This is a genomic window from Acetatifactor muris (genome assembly GCF_024623325.1).
In the GTDB taxonomy this organism is placed as follows: domain Bacteria; phylum Bacillota; class Clostridia; order Lachnospirales; family Lachnospiraceae; genus Acetatifactor; species Acetatifactor muris.
The window spans coordinates 25841-43304 of record NZ_JANJZD010000008.1; the positions used below are offsets into that span (position 1 = coordinate 25841).

15 protein-coding genes and 1 pseudogene are annotated in these 17464 nt (G+C 49.2%); all 16 read right to left on the bottom strand.

The features are described 5' to 3' along the window. Nucleotides 1–137 precede the first annotated feature (137 nt). The gene (locus NSB25_RS09050; RefSeq protein ID WP_172454894.1) at nt 138–1532 is read right to left on the bottom strand and encodes an MATE family efflux transporter; all 1395 of its coding nucleotides are present in this window, start codon (nt 1530–1532) and stop codon (nt 138–140) included. 432 nt (nt 1533–1964) lie between these two features. After that, a complete protein-coding gene (locus NSB25_RS09055; protein WP_242982224.1) occupies nt 1965–2786 on the bottom strand; it encodes an Rpn family recombination-promoting nuclease/putative transposase in 822 nt (273 codons plus the stop codon). A 116-nt stretch (nt 2787–2902) separates the two neighbouring features. Then, complete coding sequence (locus NSB25_RS09060; protein ID WP_103237464.1) at nt 2903–3472, bottom strand: SymE family type I addiction module toxin; 570 nt, start codon at nt 3470–3472, stop codon at nt 2903–2905. A gap of 33 nt (nt 3473–3505) precedes the next feature. Then, nucleotides 3506–4084, bottom strand: coding sequence for a hypothetical protein (locus tag NSB25_RS09065; RefSeq protein WP_242982225.1), 579 nt, complete (start codon nt 4082–4084; stop codon nt 3506–3508). Nucleotides 4085–4139: 55 nt separating this feature from the next. Continuing rightward, entirely contained in the window at nt 4140–4250 is a 111-nt protein-coding gene (locus tag NSB25_RS29910) for a recombinase family protein (RefSeq protein ID WP_146039925.1), read from the bottom strand. A 371-nt stretch (nt 4251–4621) separates the two neighbouring features. Continuing rightward, a complete protein-coding gene (locus NSB25_RS09070) occupies nt 4622–6331 on the bottom strand; it encodes a glycosyl hydrolase 53 family protein (RefSeq protein ID WP_103237465.1) in 1710 nt (569 codons plus the stop codon). A gap of 5 nt (nt 6332–6336) precedes the next feature. After that, nucleotides 6337–7320 carry a LacI family DNA-binding transcriptional regulator gene (locus NSB25_RS09075; RefSeq protein WP_172454895.1) on the bottom strand — a complete coding sequence of 328 codons (984 nt, stop codon included), beginning with the start codon at nt 7318–7320 and terminating at the stop codon, nt 6337–6339. Between the two features lies 1 nt (nt 7321). After that, complete coding sequence (locus tag NSB25_RS09080; protein WP_146039926.1) at nt 7322–7705, bottom strand: hypothetical protein; 384 nt, start codon at nt 7703–7705, stop codon at nt 7322–7324. Between the two features lie 37 nt (nt 7706–7742). Further along, nucleotides 7743–9887 (bottom strand): beta-galactosidase, encoded by a 2145-nt coding sequence (locus NSB25_RS09085; protein WP_103237468.1) that lies wholly within the window; start codon nt 9885–9887, stop codon nt 7743–7745. 286 nt (nt 9888–10173) lie between these two features. Beyond that, complete coding sequence (locus NSB25_RS09090; protein WP_103237469.1) at nt 10174–11697, bottom strand: ABC transporter substrate-binding protein; 1524 nt, start codon at nt 11695–11697, stop codon at nt 10174–10176. 159 nt (nt 11698–11856) lie between these two features. Then, complete coding sequence (locus tag NSB25_RS09095) at nt 11857–12783, bottom strand: carbohydrate ABC transporter permease (RefSeq protein WP_103237470.1); 927 nt, start codon at nt 12781–12783, stop codon at nt 11857–11859. Nucleotides 12784–12797: 14 nt separating this feature from the next. After that, complete coding sequence (locus NSB25_RS09100) at nt 12798–13712, bottom strand: ABC transporter permease (RefSeq protein ID WP_103237471.1); 915 nt, start codon at nt 13710–13712, stop codon at nt 12798–12800. A 337-nt stretch (nt 13713–14049) separates the two neighbouring features. Next, a pseudogene (locus NSB25_RS30025) lies at nt 14050–14154 on the bottom strand (transposase); the annotation flags it as partial. 142 nt (nt 14155–14296) lie between these two features. Then, complete coding sequence (locus NSB25_RS09105; RefSeq protein WP_103237472.1) at nt 14297–15103, bottom strand: SGNH/GDSL hydrolase family protein; 807 nt, start codon at nt 15101–15103, stop codon at nt 14297–14299. Next, entirely contained in the window at nt 15100–16521 is a 1422-nt protein-coding gene (locus NSB25_RS09110) for an MFS transporter (protein WP_103237473.1), read from the bottom strand. The genes NSB25_RS09105 and NSB25_RS09110 overlap by 4 nt, the downstream gene beginning before the upstream one ends. Continuing rightward, the gene (locus tag NSB25_RS09115; RefSeq protein WP_172454896.1) at nt 16514–17410 is read right to left on the bottom strand and encodes a TrmB family transcriptional regulator; all 897 of its coding nucleotides are present in this window, start codon (nt 17408–17410) and stop codon (nt 16514–16516) included. The genes NSB25_RS09110 and NSB25_RS09115 overlap by 8 nt, the downstream gene beginning before the upstream one ends. Between the last annotated feature and the right edge of the window lie 54 nt (nt 17411–17464).

Sequence of the window (17464 nt, forward strand, 5' to 3'; positions counted from 1 at the left end):
ATTTTGCCAGCAGATACCGAAGGTAAAATATTCAGTTTTATCGCTGACGCGAGGAGATAAGTTTATCACGCATACTTATAAAAGTCAATTCACATTTACACTTTTCCAGGCTATTTCCCAGTCTAAACGATAACAGTTCAGACAGGTCCTGAACTGTTATCAAACCCGTGAATCCAGTCGCAGCACAGGTAGTAAATCAGATAAATCACCGAACTGATGGCCCAGGTCAGCGGATAAGCCCAGTAAATATAGCCAATCTCATGGGTCAACTGCATGACCGCGAATATGTAGGTAATCCTCAGCACACACCAGACCGCCAGCATGACGCACATGGGCACAAACGCCTTGCCTGCCCCCCGGCATACCGCCGCCACAGAATGAGAAAATGCCAGCAGGCAGTAGAACAATGCAACTGTATGGGCCTGCCGGACCCCCAGTTCGATGACACCGGGATTCTGGTCAAACATTCCTATCAGCTTCGGTGCAAAAATGTAACAGAATACTCCTATCACTTCCGCTGACAATACCGCCGCCAGAATGCTGAAACGTGCCCCTTTCTTCGCACGGTCATATTCCCTGGCACCCAGGTTCTGGCTGATAAATGTAGTGCTGGCCATATTAAAGCTGGTAATGGGCAGAAAGGCAAAGCCTTCGATTTTCGCATGGGTTCCATAGGCCGCCATGGCCAGCCTGCCGAAAGAGTTAATCTGGGACTGCACAATCACATTGGCAAAGGCAATCACAGAATTCTGCACCCCGGAAGGCAGACCATTATGGATGATCTCCCGCAGCATATCCTTATGAAAACGAATCTTCCTCCATTCCACGGTGAACACATTCCCTTTGCGGGTCAGATGTATCATGCAGAGCACCACGCTGGCCGCCTGAGAAATTACCGTGGCCACAGCCGCCGCCCAGACGCCCCAGTGGAATGCGGCCAGGAACACCACATCCAGCACTACATTTAATATAGAAGAAAAAATCAGATAATACAGCGGCCTACGGCTGTCTCCCAAAGCATTCATGATACTGCGGCAGACATTGTACAGGACCAATGCCAGAGAGCCGAGAAAATAATAGCGAAAATAGGATATCGCCTCCGGCAGTACTTCCGGGTCCGTCTGCATCCACACCAGAAACGTGGGAGTGAATGCCACACCCACCACTGTCAGCAGTATGCCTGCAACAAGACCGAAAGCCAGCACTGTATGAATGGACCGGGAGACCTGCTCCCTGTCCCCCGCACCGAAATAGCGGGATGTCACCACACCCGCACCCATGGCAATCCCGGCAAAAAAGCTGATCATCAGAAAAATCAGCGTCCCCGAGGACGTCACTGCCGCCAGCGCATTGGTGCCCAAATACCTGCCCACGATAAAGGCGTCCGCCGTATTATACAGCTGCTGAAATACCTGGCTCAGGAAAATCGGCAGCGCAAACCCCAGCATCAGGGAATAGGGATTCCCTGTGGTCATATCTTTGGTGTGCGTGGTATTGTTCTTAACTTTCGTTTCATTTTCTTTCAAGTTCATCTGAAGTCCTTTCCCGTACTGTTCCTTTTCCTGCTGTCTGTCAAAAGCTGATGCCCATCTGCAGAATTCTTTAATACTTCAAAATGCTCACCCACCTCATTGTCCGGATCCGCCAAAAACAGTAATTCTGTCTAATCTAATATACTTTTCCCATAAATCTTCTGTACTTCTACATAACTTCGCACTTACTTGTGATATGGTTCTCCATAACAACCTTAAGTACGAAAATTTTCATAGTATTATCTTAAAACAACTTTTGACAACCCTCTATTTTCCGCCTAAATCTTAGCTTTCTTGCACTTTCTGGCCTTCCTCAAAACTTCGCCTTTACTTATGGTATGGCTGTCCATAACATACCTAAATGCGAAAAATCTCATAATATTATTAAGGACAGAAAATCTTTAAAATTTTCTGCCCTGTGATGCTCTGCTTTTAAATGATATGATATTCCACATAAAGTTCCTGACGATACTCTTTATCCTGTGATACTTTGATAACGTCTGATAAACGGCCATCTTCACTTAAAAGTATTATTAATTTTGCCAACATTTCCTCACCTTTTTTCACATTCTCCTGGTCTCTCATCAACAACGTCATATACTCATGCCTCCATTCTCTATTCTTCTTGGCCTCTTTTACAGCTTCTTCCAATCTCTCCACATAGGCATCCTTCGGCTTCTTCCCTGCCACATAATCAAGGAACGCCTTTAATTCATCACTCACATCATCCAGAGTTCCTTTTGCATTGAGAAATATCTTTACCGCCTCATCACCCATAGAAATGCTACCGTCTTCTTTACAGATATTTTCAAAGGTATAAATATGCCGCCCTTTCCCATATAAATCAAATGGACAGATAAATATAACATAGCTTCGCTTTAACTCATCATAAAGCTGCCCTTTGTCGATAAGCTGCAGGTCTATCATACTCTGATAATACCGGCTTCTCTTAGGAAGTTCCTTTGTATGGCTCACCTGCATTTCTATGTCGTAAACAACTTCTTTCTCATCTCTTACATACACATCCAGCCTCACACTACGAGCATCCATATCCATGTTAATACTTTTCTGTAATTCTGGATATTCAATGCGTTCAATGTTCAAATCCGGGAGAATCCTTTGCAATAACTCTTTGCACAATTCCGGATTCTGCATGACCTTGCCAAACAGGAAATCATTGGATATGCTTAATTCTTCCCATTTTGTCTGCTTTGTTTCCATGTCTCCCATTTTATCCACCTGCTTTCTTTCCATAAACCACTGCCGGAAAATGTGTATTTTTTTTAATCCCTATTATCTATTTCTATTATACACAGACTTCCGGCAAATTACAATAAGCCGAGAACCTGTCTCCCGCCATTTTTTCCTTTTTAATCCTTCAAGATAACCAGCTTATTCTGGTAACACTCCACAGACACGCTACAGCCAATTTCAAAGCCCCACTGCTCCACCCAGTTCCCCTGCAGGATAATCTGCGGCACATTTTTCCCATTCCTTGTTGTAAATGAGTATGCTTTCATCCTCCGGGTAGCCACAGTATAACCCGAACCCCCATCCTCTGCCACCATACAGTTATTTAACTGAAATCTTTCCATGACCTGGAACATTCTTGACAGCATGGTTTCCTTTCCAAATCTGCACGTTTCCGTGAAATCCGGACTTTTCAGGCCGTTCATGCTACTTCGGACTTCCTGAAACAAGACCTGTCTGTTCTGACGGATAAATCCTGACAACCTCCACAGGTTGTTCAGTGCATAGAGTGTATCTGCCACCGAATAAAATTCTTCTTTTGTCAGGGTTCGGCTGGAATAGTAATCTGTAAAACCTTTGTCCTTTGCCATCATCAGGAACCTTATTTTTTCCACAAACTCCCTCTGCTCCAGCTCTGATTTCAAATTTTCATATTCTGCCGCAATATACCGGTTCAAATTGTTTTTCATCACCTTTTCATCCTTCTTTCTGATTAAATTTATTTATGATAACACAAGCTCCAAATCCAAGGTCTTAATCCCCAGTTCCCGGAACATAAAAACAGACGGCGCACCGTCTGGTGGTGTGCCGCCATAGCCCTGTAGAAATTGAATCAGCTCATCTGATAGCTTCAGTTTGATAGAATCTATGTTCCGGTGCTGGTCGATTGTAATCTCTGAAATCAAAAGATGTAACAGACGTTTCCGAATGGTACGGTCAATGTCGCTGGACAAAATCCTGCTGAAATTTTTTAATATCTCCCGGATGGTTTCTTTGGGAATTTCTTTTTTCCCTTCTTCCAGAATCACCATGGATGTTTCCGTCTGTTTTTCACGAAGTTCACATAGCTGCCGGTTTAATTCCTCCCTGCGTGTTAAAAATTCCTCCCTGGAAATCTCGCTGTCTTCGTAGAGTTCATGGTTTCTCTGTTGGCGAACCTTGATTTTTTCCAAGCTCTTTTCCTGGACTCCCCGTTCCTTTATGGCGTTTTCCTTTAAGATTCTATGCTCCCGGTTAACTCTGCCCACAACCTCTTTAAAGAATTTCTCGTCGCTTAACAGTTTATCCAGTTGATTGTACACAAACGTATTCGCTTTTTCTACCCGGACCATATTGCTGTGGCATACGGTGGTTCCTTTATTTTTCCAGTGAAATTATAAACTGAACCTGTTCCCATAACTCATCCGGTATGATTGCTTCATGTTTTCCGTCTGCAATAATAGGATTGGGATTGATATTGTTCCTCACAGTTCGTTGTTACTACGGCTAATGAGACCGCCTGTGAGACCTCCCCAGTTAAGGCGCAGTATCTTTCCCCTCACCTATCCGCCGCATTTACTGGTACTTCCGGCAACTTTTGGACTTCATCTTCTTTTGCAGACTTATCCGCATTTCCCAGCCTTTTATGCGGTTCCTGTCCGTCGGACCAAGGGTTTGCTTACAGCTTCTTTCAGATTCCATCTCGCGGTGGACACCCTTGCTGTTCAGCTATGTGTTTCCTCGTTGCCTAGGCACACTCGGGACTTTCACCCGTTAGATTACTGCCCATGCTGGGCAAACAAAAGCAGCCGGACTGTTCAAAGCCCGGCTGACAGTATTTAAGGGAAAGTTCATTCAGCTCATCCCGTCCGTACCAGAGAAAACCTCCGCACCATCCCATACATGGGCGACGCGTCAATATGTACACCTATGGTCACAGTCCCCTTCTCCAGCTCCAGGTCTTCTATACGTCCGGCTTCAAAGCCATGTTCCGTGAGATGCATCACCAGTTCCCGCACCGTCTCCCCCTGTCTGGCAAAAAGCCGCACATCCACTCCCGTGGTATCTGTCCCCTGGAACTCGGCCTGCAGACAGTATTGCCCCGCTTCCGCCAACGTCACCTGCTGGCTGATCTGATACCTGAAATGTCTCGCACATTCCACCCGCAGCGCGTTGAGAGGCGGCGCCGGATAAGGATCCACGAACTCAGGGAAAAGCTGGGCAATCACTTCATCCCCGCTGCTCTCCACCTGCCATCTGCTCATCCCTTCGTCCCAGTTGGGATCCGCCACAAGATTTGCGCCGGCTTCCAGCGTGCGTTCCGTCCGGATTTCCATCTGTACGGGGCTCTTTCTTTCTCCCGCCTGCCCATATACGATGCGACTTCCGATTTCGGTACAGGTAACAGAATTGCCTTCCTGCCAGGTTACCTTTTCCTGCTTTATCCTTCCGTCTGCCAGCAGGACGGACACGGTCTCCGGCAGCAGCACCGTCTGGCCCGTCTGGGCGACAATTGTCTGAGGTTCATATATCTTCGCCCATCTGTCCTTCTCCACATGCTCGCTGTCAAAGGTAAAGGCCAGGATTCCTTCCATCGCCTTTCCTTCTTCGTCCAGAATCCCCATGTTGCCGGCCCAGCCGCCCTCAGCCTCCTTCGGCACGCACAGAGGCTCCCAGTAGAAAATCCCCTGCCCCATATGGTCCGGCAGCGACGCCACAATACTGCTGACCAGCTCCAGAACCTGTCGCTGTCCCTGAGGATTTGCCGGAAATCCCGCTATCTTTTCCTGCATCTCATCAATGAAGCCGCCCTCACATTTTCTCCAGGCATGTGCAGTCTCCACAATCATGACAGGCTTGTGATAATCCCCAATCAGACGTTCCATGGTTTCCTTCAGATCCGTGTAGGTTCCATGCCAGAAGGGATAATAAGACAAACCAATCAAATCGAAATCTTTCAGCCCATTCCGGAAGGACTTATCAAACCATTCTTTCAGGTAAAAATATCTGCCGCCCTGATCCAGATGAATCATGATTTTCAGATCCGGGTCTCCCACAGCCTTCGCCCCTTCGATACCTGCATTGACCAGCTTTACCATCTGCTCATACCGGGGCAGCTCTCCCTCGGGGAACAGCAATCCGCTTCTGATCTCATTGCCGATCTGCACAATATCCGGCATCACCTCCTGCCGCTTCAGCTCCAGAAGGGTATCCCTCGTATAAGAATAAACGGCCTCCTGCAGCTCTTCCAGGCTGAAGTTCTCCCACGCCTTCGGTTTTACCTGATGGCCCGGGTCCGCCCAGAAGTCCGAATAGTGAAAGTCCAGCATGAATGCCATATCATGTGCTTTGATGCGCTTCGCCATGGCAATCGTATGTTGCAGATTGCAGTATCCGCCCGAATGCTTTACATTCTCCGGGGTATGCCAGATGCGCAGCCGAATGGCGTTCACCCCATATTTCTGTGCCAGGTCAAACGGATCCATAACGGTCCCATCCATATCTTTCATCTGTATCCCTTCCGCCTCATATTGAGGCACAAAAGATATATCCATTCCTTTATAAAACATATTATTTACCTTCTCTCCGTTGATTTACGCATCAGAATCTCATAGTCTATCATTGTCTTCTTCTGGTATTCTCTTCCCTGAAGAAACTGAATCATCTGCTTTCCAATGACGTTTCCCACTGTTCTGGCAGAGGAGTTCACCGCCGTGACCAGTGGCAGAAAGCTGTCCAGCAGAGAACTGTTGTACAGAGATGCCACGGCGATATCTCTGGGAATGCGATATCCCTTTGACTGTATCCTGGAGAACATCTGACTGCACAGAATATCATCCCCGCAGACCACGCACTCCACCTTTTTCGCCATCATATCCTGTATCACGGAATCGCACAGGTCCTTCTGAAATTTCCCCATATAAAATGCCTGATTCTCCTTTTGCAGCCCGCTCTTCAAAATCGCATTATAGAATCCGTTATACCGGCTTCTGTTCACATGGAAAGACAGATTATCCACCACCAGTGCAAACTTGCGGAACCCCTTTCCGATCAGGAGTGAAATCAGACTCTCCGCCGCCCCTTCATTGTCGATATCCGCCTGAATGACTTCCCCATACTCGCACAGGCCGGTCACTCCCACCGGACATTTCGCTTCCAGCAGATACCGCAGCGCCTTATCGTCCTCCAGACTTCTGGTCAGGAGGACACCATCCACCTTCTTCTGCTCCACCATTTTCCGTATGCCGGAAATGTCCTGAGCAGTCCCCACCGTAATCATCACATTATAATCCAGCAGAGAAGTCGTCTCACAGATTCCCAGCAGACATTCCAGAAAATAGGGATGACCGTTGGCATAGATATCATTGGGAAATACCACTCCCAGCGTCCGGGTCTCGGTCTTCGCCTGTGTATCCTCTTTTTCACCTGCATCCTGCTCTCTGATAAAATTCTGAATTCTGATTCTGGTCTCCCTGCCGATTCTCCCTTTTCCGGATAACGCCCTGGACACCGTACTCTTTGATAATCCCAGCTCTCTTGCTATCTCTTCCTGTTTCATTTTACCCCTTAACTGTATGTCCCATATAGGCAATCGTGCCGTCTTCGTTCCTGGAATATTTACAGAAAAATTCATCCCATATCATCCGGGCCGCCTCTCTGGTATAGGTATGAGGCCAGCCTTTTACCCCGGTAAAGCGCACCATGGGCACCTGCTCCTCATTGCAGGATACAGCATGTCGGTAAATGCCGTTCTCATATCTCCGGGCCTGATTCCAGTCCGTATGATTGCACGCACACAGTGTTCTGACCCCCGTCAGATTCCTTCCTCCTTCTGTCAGATTCCATCCTTCCCCCAGATCCAGCTCGCCCATCATGTACCAGACAGGCCTCTGTACACCGTCCCCCGGCACTTTCACACTGCTCTCCGGCAGATAAGACTCCACGCCTCCCACCGGTGCAAAAGCCGCCGGATGACTGTCTTTATCCCCTCAGTTCAAGGCGGTACTCCGGCAGCAATTCGGCACCGCGCAGCTCGCAGCCGCTTTCCACCGGCAGATCATAGTACACTTCCGTTCCATAGCTGCAGGGTAGCGGATTATCGCTGGCATAAATCCGGATAATGAGCTCTTCGGGATAATCAAAGCGTCTCAGCGCAAAATGCCATCTCTCTCCGTTGGTAAACCAATCGTCTGCCAAAGCTCCATTCCGATAAACTTCCGCCCGGTCTCCCAGATAATCTATGGAAGCATACAGCTGATGCACCGCTTCCTTCCGAAATCCGCTCATAGTCAACGCATATTCGCGCCAGAGCAGCTTTCCGTCCGCATCTTTTTCCTCCCTCACAAACGAGGTCTTCGCTTCGGGTTTCACCGTCTCGGGCACACTGACAGTAATGCTTTGCGCCTCTCCCGTCTCCCGATAAACGGTCAGTTTCTCCTGCGCCGCCTTCGTCAGCAGATATTTCCCCCCATCCATCTCCATAAGGCAGCTGTCACCATGTTCCACGATATACAGCGTATCCTCTGTCCTGAAAGCACGGTTTGCCTCTTTCGTGGACAATACCACGACATTTCCTTCTTCCTCTTCCCACTGGAACAGAGGATTCTCCAGGTCAGTATAGAAAAATACTCTCTCTCCGATTCTGCACAGCAGGCTTGCATTGGTCAGTTCCAGCTTTTTGTCTCCCACCGGCAGGTCAAATGGAATAACCGCGCATTCTCCCGTTTTCAGAGACAGATGGGGAACTGTCACGCTTCCCTTTTCTGTAAGCAATTCCATGGCAAAGTCTTCGTGAGGCTCCATTTTTCTCCGCCTCTGATGATTGTTCAGGAACAGGAACCCCACCCCTGTATCATGATTCATTCTCACAGCAGCCCGGATGGTATGCATATCTTCCGGTGATTCCGGAAGAATCTCCGGGAAATGGACTTCCGCCCCGGCCAGAATCTCCCCGTAATCCTCCATCAGAAAATGCATTTTCTTCAGTCTGCCATAGCTTTCGTTCAGCTCTCCGGACTCTCTGATACAGGTCTGGAAATCATAGCATTTGACAGGAAGATTGTTGTAGATGTCCGTCGCCTGAGATTCCTGGAGTGTGCTGTATTTTCCCTCGGGGTTGATGCCTCCGTGATACATGTAATAGCCCGGCATATTTCCGCCGCTTCCCAGGATACACAGCGCCTGAGCCTCTGTATCCTCCGGCCAGGGGAAGGGACGTCTGTGGCTGGTGGGCTGAATCCCGGCCCCCAGTTCCGCTGTTATCCAGGGATATCTGTATAAATCATAGGTGGTTCTGCTGCCGTCATGACTCTTGCGGTCGGAACCAATATTGTCATCTATTTTATAAGAAGAGAACAGGAAATTCACACCTGCCGGCAGTTCCTTCGTGTGTGTGGCCCAGGGTGCATCCACATAGCCCCCCAGCGCCGGAAGCGTCTCTTCTTCCAACACATAGGATCCCCAGCCGGTGGCAGAATAGTAAGGCACTTCAAATCCCGCGGCTATGGCTTTTCTTTTCAGCTGCGCCATATGGGCAAGTCCTTTTTCGGTCTCCGCCGGGCCGCCGCAGTGTCCGTACTCGTTCTCCAGCTGCACGCCGATCACCGGCCCCCCGTCCTTACACATCATTCCCCGGCACTGCTCACCCAGTTTCCCGAAATATTTCTCCACATACCCCAGGTACTCCGGTTCATTCACGCGCACTTTCTCCTTGTCCATGCAGGCAATCCAGTCCGGGAATCCTCCGTTCCTGCACTCCCCGTGGGCCCATGGTCCGATGCGCAGCCATACCTGCAGTCCTGTCTTCTCACACAGCTCCAGAAAATGTCTCAGATCCCTGCAGCCGCTGAAGTCCCATTCGCCTTCCCTCTCCTCGTGGTGAATCCAGAAAATATAGGTGGCCACAATATTGATGCCGCCGGCCTTCATCTTCTCCAGCTCTTCCTCCCAGCTCTCCGGCTCATACCTGGAATAATGGAATTCTCCCATCACAGGAAGAATTCTCTTCCCGTTTTTCAGCAGGCTGACATTGTCCACCTGATACAGATTCCCGTCCTTATCCTTTCCGCTCATGGGAAGCAGTTCCGGCGCCTTCCCTTTGGAAATGATGTTGATTTGATTCCTCATGTTGTCCTCCTGTTCCAGTCGCTGCGCGACAGCTCTAAAGTCCCGTATCAGTCCATCCAATACCCTTACGCCGGCTGATACTGATCTTTTATAAAAAAGAGGTGCGGTGACTGATCACTGCCCCTCCTGATGCCAGGCAATCTCCGGAACCGCTTTTCAGGCGCCCGGAATTGTGCATTTTGTTGCGCACTTTTCACATTCTTCCATATAATTTAACTTGATAAAAATTATAGGAGAGGGGCAGCCTTCAACCGCTGCCCCTCTTTATCGCAGTCTGCATGACAGTTTAATTATTCTCCAGGAACTCCTTCGCCTGGCGCTCTACTTCATCCAGGATATCCTGCATGCCGGCATCGTCCATAGCCTTGCGCAATGCTTCGATGGAAGCATCCACATCGTCTACCAGACCGTTCAGCAGCGGATCATAGTATGTTCCCATTGCCGCTTCCACAGCTGCAAACTGTGTACTCACATTCTGGGAGTCAAAGCTGAATCCGCGGTATGGATTCTCTGTCTCTTTGATATTCGTTTTCCAAAGTGCTTCCAGTTCTTCCTGTCTCTCATCCAGAGCAGTTTTATCCGCAATATATTCTTTTCTCTGAATGCTCTCGTTGTTCCATCCCCAGTTACAGTTGCTGGATACACCGTAACCACTCTCGTCGATTACCTCATACTGATCGTCGCCCACGGCCTTCCAGTGTTTTCCTTCGATGCCCAGCATGGCCAGATCCTGAATGGCAGGATTACAGTAGAACTCGTTCAGTACCATCATGGCTCTTTCCTTGTGCTGGCTGTTGATATTGATAGCCACACCATTGTTGGTATAGGGATTGACATCCTTCGCACGATCAGCCTGCGGATCACATATGGTGACCTTCCACTCAGGATGCTCTGCATTGGCCTGTTTTCCGTATGTCACACAGGAGCCCATATTCCATACCATGGTTGCCGCCCTGCCGGTAAGCAGACCTGTCTGACGCTCATCGCCGGAATTCAGCACATCCTTGGACCAGCATCCCGCATCCGCCAGTTCCTTCATCTGATGGCAGTACTCACTGAAGCCATCCCAGTCCAGCAGATAATAGACTTTCGTGTCATTGGGGTCATCATTATTGAACAGCACAGTTTCTCCCGACTTCGGGGTTCCGGTAATGCCTCTGAAGCCCTGTCCTCTGAACCAGGTATACCAGGGACCTCCCTGGCTGGCATACATACCGTCCGCTGCACAGGCCAGATAGAACTGGCGTAGCTCATCCCAGCTGGTGATATCCTTCATGCCGTATTTCTCAAGCAGATCCCCGCGGACTGCCAGCACATCCTGGCCAAACTCACTGTTGTAATTGGGCACCATGTACACCTGTCCGTCAATGGTAGCCTGCTGCCATGCCACTTCGGGAACCACTTCCCAGATATCCGGCGCATAGGTCTGAATAAATTCCTCGGACAGCGGATAGAAACCGCCCAGAGCCACTGTCTGCTGATAATGTGCCCAGCCTGCCGCAGTGAAGATCAGGTCGAACTCTTCCTGACCGGAGAACAACAGGGAATACTTGGTATCATGCTCGCCCCAGGACAGAAAGTCCACGGAGATGGAGCAGTTCAGCTTCTCCTCCAGAATCTTGTTGATCTCACCGTATACTTCGTCGAAATCAGGGGTTCTGTCACCGATCAGATACATTTTCAACTCCACATGCTCGGAAGTGTCTATGGCTCCTGTGGAACCGCCGCCAGAAGCTTCTGCGGAACTGTTCTCTCCGGAAACTGCCCCCCCCGGTATTATCTCCGGCACCTGAGCCGCCGCCCTGATCATTTCCGCTGTCTCCGCAGCCTGCAAGCATTGCCACAGTCATGGCAGTACTCAGAAACAATGTCATTACTTTCTGCAATCTTTTTTTCATACTTACCTCCTTAAATTTGTAAGTGTACTCTATTTTCACCGCCTTCAGGATATGGCGGGCAGTACCGTAATTCAGCCTTTCACCGCGCCGATGGTAATACCCTGCACGAAATATTTCTGTGCGACAGGGAATGCCAGAATGATGGGACCGGTTACCACGATGGTCAGTGCCATCTTCAGGGTCTGGGTTGGCAGCGATATGGCGCTCACCACGGAGCCGGACACGGCGCCGCTGGAAATCAGCTTTTTATAAGCCTCTATATTATTTACCTTCTGATACAGGAAGTACTGCAAAGGATACTTCGCTTCATCCTTAATGTACAGCATGGCATTGTACCAGTCGTTCCAGTAAGCCAGCGCAATGAACAGTCCCACCGCCGCCAGGGCCGGTTTGATCAGAGGCATTACCACCTGGAACAGGGTTCTGACTTCTCCGCAGCCGTCGATTTTGGCCGCGTCCACCAGGGATTCCGGAATGCCGATGATATAGCTCTTCATAATCAGCAGATTGTAGACACTGAACATCAGCGGAAGCAGCAGCGCCAGATAGCTGTCTTTCAGTTTCAGCGTCTGGGTATACAGGATAAAAGTGGGCACCAGACCGCCGTTGAACAGTGTGGTAAAGTAGAAGAAAAAGGAAAAACCATTTCTCCATTCGAAATCTTTTCTCGCCAGCACATATGCCGTCATTGTCTGAACCAGAAGTCCCACAATCATTCCCACTATGGTCAGCACAATAGTAGTACCGTAAGCCCGGAAGATGACAATGGGCTCTCTGAATACATTTTTGTAAGCTTCCAGCGTGAACTCCTGGGGAAGCACGGAAAATCCGTTTGCCGAGATCGCCGATTCCGAGGAAAAGGAACCTGACAGCACCATGATAAAGGGTACCAGGCAGACCACCGCAATGAGTCCGCAGAACACATAGGCCATGGTGTGGAGCGCAATCACGTCTTTACCGACTTTTACTTTACCCAGATGATTATTTGTCTTTGCCATATTCTCCACCTCCCTCAGAACAATGTATAGTCTTTGTCATAGATGCTTACCAGTTTGTTGGCCAGCAGAACCGTAACGAAGCACAGTACTGACTGGAAGAGTCCGATTGCCGCCGACATACCGAAGTTGTTGCTGGAAATCAGCGCTCTCATGGCCAGCGTGTCAATGACATCCGTATACTCGAACAGCAGGCCGTTATTTCCAACCAGGTTGTAGAACATGTCGAAATTTCCTCTGAAAATTCCGCCGATGCTCATCAGGAACAGAATCACCATGGTAGGCATGATGGAGGGAATGGTCACCTTGAAAATTCTCTGGAACACATTGGCGCCGTCGATGGCCGCCGCTTCGTAAATGGAGGTGTCCACGCCCATGATCGCCGCCAGATACATGACAGAGCCATATCCCACCCCTTTCCAGATATTAAAAAAGAGGAGAATAAACGGCCAGGACTTCGGGCTGGTATAAAACGGAACCTTTTCTCCTCCCAACGCCGCGATAATCCGGTTGATAAAACCATAATCCGAGCTGAACAGATTGAAGGCCATCACACCCACGATAACCCAGGAAATAAAGTAGGGCAGAAACATCATGGACTGAGAAATCTTCCGGAACCACTTGTTATGGATTTCCGTGAGGAACACTGCCACCGCCACCTGCACTATGGTTCCGCAGACGATAAAGAGAATATTGTACAGAACGGTATTCCTGGTCACCATTGCCGCCTGCCCTGATTTGAAGAAAAATTTAAAATTTTCAAATCCGTTCCAGGGACTTCCCCAGATACCTCCGGCATAATTATACTTTTTGAAAGCCATTACGATTCCCGTCATGGGGTAATACGCAAATACCAGCGTATAGATCACCGCCGGTGACAGCATTAGAAGATAAACTCGATACTTGTACAGCTTCTTCAAAAATTTCTTCATGCTCTTTTTCTTCTTCCTTTCTTTCAGTTGCGCAATTTGTTGCGCTCATTTTCTCTTACTTCCTGGTTCTTTCCGAAATATTAACTTCATTAAAATTATAGAAAATAATTTTTTTGTTGTCAATTTATATATTTTTCAAATATCGCTTTTGAGAATATACATTTTATACAAATATATGTTTTCTGAGCGCAATTTAGTTGCGCATTAATGCGCACAAAAAGAGACTGTTGGGAAACTACAGATTTAAAGCATTTGATCCCCTAACAAAAACATTCCCTCAAAAATCAGTGTTCCATAGACACTGCATTCTTGTGGGAATGTTTTTATTACATATCTTTTTCTTTGCCGCTTTTTCCTGGGAACGACAGCCGAACCTGCGGAAGTCCTCGTTCTCCTTGATGTCCCCAAATTACCCTTCTGTCTGAATGGAGCGAATCTGGCGGTGGTTTTGTTGGACTATCTATTTACCACCACCCGTATATGCCCGCCTTAGGCAGATCAGTAAACTCTGATGGTCTTGAATATAACCACAGAAAACATTTTTCACACACATGATTCCTGATTTATGATAGCATGTAAGGCTCTTAGTCCGCTGCAGGTACTTCATACGCTACATCCCGATTCTTGAGCCCCATACCGATAAAAGGCACTTCAAAGAAATCCCTTGGATTGGCGCGGATAATGTAATCCATATAATTCCCCACCATCAACGCATAGCTGTAATATCCAACCGCATTGGGATGAAAACCCAGGCCGAATGTCTTGCGCATCTCCTCATCGTAAGTCGGGCCATCATGAGACATGTCAATGAGATAGGTGAAAGAAAATAAACCGCACACCTTTTTCATTTCCTCCGCAATAGCCAGAATGATGGGGTCGCCCAATTCCTCCCCCCTGCGCTGCATGGACACCAGGAATAACCGCGCATCCTTTTCTATCCCTTTCAGCCGGGACAGGATACGGCCCAGATCCCCAAAGAAAGTATCCGGGTTCAGTTCGGGCCTGTCGGGGTGGATATCGGCAGCTGTGCCCGGGGCCTGGCCGCAGACAAACACGTCATTATTCCCCAAAGCTATGATGTACGCCTGATTCCACTTCCAGAAATTGTTTTCATCGGCCCAGCTCTCCACAAATTCCCTGGCTGTCATGCCGCCCCGGGAATAATTGTTGTATGTGGTCCCGGTGAGGCGCTCCAGCACAGCAGGCCAGGAATACTCATACATATCATGGTAGGTTATGTCGCCATCCTGGTTATGGGCCTCAAACTCCCCGGAGGACAGGGAATCCCCAATCACCCCGATCTGCCTGAATATCCCGGCAAAGCCGCAGGTGGGCTTGATCTCGTCCAAAGGCATTTCACCAGGTTTTAATGTGAATTGATCCAGCTTCATGACTTGCTCCCTTCTTTATCCCATTCAGCTCCGGTAACTTTTTTCAGATCCAGGCCGCGTGTTTCGCCAACGTACTTCCAGATGATGAAGATCGCTATGACCAACCCGGGCACCGTCAGGAACAGGTACAGGTATCCGAAAGCCACCCCGGGCAGCAGCGGCAGGACGAAAATGGTCACAATGGTAAGCAGCCCTCCCACGATCCCGTTGAGCAGGGTATTAATAACGGTGACGGAGGAACGCAGGTTGGTGGGCGTAGACTCCGAGAACATGATCCCGCCGATAGTGTCTCCTGCGCCCCAATAGCTGCCCATGAAACCGCCGATCGCCAGCCCTGTCACCCAGGGGGACAGCCCCAGCATGGAATTGGCGATAAACAGGCTGTAACACGCCACTGCGGAAGCGGACATGGCGATAATGGTCACTTTCCGTCCAAACCTGTCGGATACCAGCCCGGCCAGGCAGGTCATCAGCGCGTTTCCCACCGGGTAGAGAAACAGTGCCTGGGTGATGGCCTCCTCTGTCATCATGGCGGACTCTTTCATCACCGTATTGTAAGTAGCCGTTGCCAGGGATGCCGAATAAAAGAAACAGCAGGACAGCATCAGAAACCGAAGCTGACGGTGTCTAAATGCAAATTTCAAAGCGTTCAGAATACCTCCCTGAGCATTGCTGTTTTTCTCAGCGGAGCTGCGGCGTTCCCGCTCTTCCATGGGTGTCTTCAGATAATTGACCCGGGTGACAAGGAATGTTTTTGTCTCCTTTGCAAAAAACAGGGCCGCAAAAGACAGCGCAAAGGCCAGCAAAGCCGGGAACAGATACACCATATGCCACCTCTTACTCTGGTTCTGCATAATGGTCTCCCGCAGCAGAGGGACAAGCATGGTCCCCAAAATAGCCACTGCCTTGGTCAGCGCATAATTCCTGGCCCTGGTTTTCTCACTGGAGCACTCCAGAATATACACACACTGCATATCATGGGAAACCATAAATCCCATCAGCGAGCCGCCGATCATGAACACTACCAGATTATCCGACAGATAGACCAAAAACAGTCCCAGCCCCATGACAAAAGTGTTGAGCACCAGAAAGGGCTTGCGCCCGAACCTGTCGGCCAGGGGGCGGTAAACCACGATCAAAAGCGTGAGCGGGTATGTAATAAATCCCAAAACCTGGGAAAAGGACATCCCCTCCCCATACGTCATGCCCATGCCCTGTACATAAAACTCATCGATGATGTTGGACTGGAACTGGATAGAGATGGTTGACGCAATCTCATCAATGATATAAATCAGAGAAAGCACCATAAAAAGGTATGCCACATAAAACCGCCCGCTTCCGGCCTCCAGCTGCTTTTCCCGCCTGGCCAGCTCCTTCGCTTCCCTCGCCCGCAGCCGTTCCACATTCTTTTTACCCATCGCATTCACACCTTTCTTCCGGCAGGGGGCTTTCCGGCTCCAGCATCCGCCTTTCCTGAAATTCGTATACCATAAGGTTTTTGGTCATATCCCAGTCCACGCCAAACTGTCCGGCAAGGCCACGGAGCATCCGCAGGAAATCCTCCGATGTCTTCCCGGGAGCGAGAAGCCCCTGCTTTTCCACATATCTGTGGCAGAAAATATTCAGCACCAGCTCATCAGTTGCCAGAGAAACAATGGCGTGGTTTTTCGTGTAAGTAAAAATACTCCGCTGTCCGCTGTCCGCTCCGGTAAGGCACACTGTGCCGTCTACCAGCAGGGTCATCCGCCGATATGGGAACAGCCCGGAAGCGTCTCGCAGGCGGTAGGAGAAAACCTTTGCCCCCGCCAGATCAATGTCCTCAAAGGAAAAAAGATAAACCTTGACACCCTGGGCAATAGCCGCGGCCAGCGCTTCCCGCAGGCGTTCAAACTCCTCCCTCCAGACGGAAAGTGAGACCTCCCGCTTCGCGCCCCCGATAAGTTCCAAAGCTTTCCTGATAAATCTGTCATAGCCTACCAGGTTCAGCACATAGTCCTGATTCTCTTCTTCGCCGGACAGTCCGCTCAAAAACTCCTCCGCCCGATTCAAGTCGCTTTCCTGCTCTCTGCGGATCCGGGATATCAGCTTCTCATATTCCAAGGGGCGGTAATAGCACGGTTCCCCTTCCACCTGGAAAAGGATTCCCCTGTTAACCAGCCGGTCGATTACGCCGTATACCAGGGAGCGAGACACCCCGGAGAACTTCGCGATCTCATAGCCATTAAGAAACTTGTGCTGAAGCAGCGCCGTATATACCTTTTCCTCGTTTTGGGAAAACCCCAGACTTTTCAGATACTGCGTCTCCATGTAGTAGTCACTCCCATCACTACTATTATTTTTTTCAATATAACATATGCTCTT

Excerpts from the sequence above, each read along its gene's own strand:
- NSB25_RS09050 (WP_172454894.1), bottom strand. The coding sequence starts at position 1,532 with ATGAACTTGAAAGAAAATGAAACGAAAGTTAAGAACAATACCACGCAC.
- NSB25_RS09055 (WP_242982224.1), bottom strand. The coding sequence starts at position 2,786 with ATGGAAAGAAAGCAGGTGGATAAAATGGGAGACATGGAAACAAAGCAG.
- NSB25_RS09060 (WP_103237464.1), bottom strand. The coding sequence starts at position 3,472 with ATGAAAAACAATTTGAACCGGTATATTGCGGCAGAATATGAAAATTTG.
- NSB25_RS09070 (WP_103237465.1), bottom strand. The coding sequence starts at position 6,331 with ATGTTTTATAAAGGAATGGATATATCTTTTGTGCCTCAATATGAGGCG.
- NSB25_RS09075 (WP_172454895.1), bottom strand. The coding sequence starts at position 7,320 with ATGAAACAGGAAGAGATAGCAAGAGAGCTGGGATTATCAAAGAGTACG.
- NSB25_RS09085 (WP_103237468.1), bottom strand. The coding sequence starts at position 9,887 with ATGAGGAATCAAATCAACATCATTTCCAAAGGGAAGGCGCCGGAACTG.
- NSB25_RS09090 (WP_103237469.1), bottom strand. The coding sequence starts at position 11,697 with ATGATCAGGGCGGCGGCTCAGGTGCCGGAGATAATACCGGGGGGGGCA.
- NSB25_RS09095 (WP_103237470.1), bottom strand. The coding sequence starts at position 12,783 with ATGGCAAAGACAAATAATCATCTGGGTAAAGTAAAAGTCGGTAAAGAC.
- NSB25_RS09100 (WP_103237471.1), bottom strand. The coding sequence starts at position 13,712 with ATGAAGAAATTTTTGAAGAAGCTGTACAAGTATCGAGTTTATCTTCTA.
- NSB25_RS09105 (WP_103237472.1), bottom strand. The coding sequence starts at position 15,103 with ATGAAGCTGGATCAATTCACATTAAAACCTGGTGAAATGCCTTTGGAC.
- NSB25_RS09110 (WP_103237473.1), bottom strand. The coding sequence starts at position 16,521 with ATGGGTAAAAAGAATGTGGAACGGCTGCGGGCGAGGGAAGCGAAGGAG.
- NSB25_RS09115 (WP_172454896.1), bottom strand. The coding sequence starts at position 17,410 with ATGGAGACGCAGTATCTGAAAAGTCTGGGGTTTTCCCAAAACGAGGAA.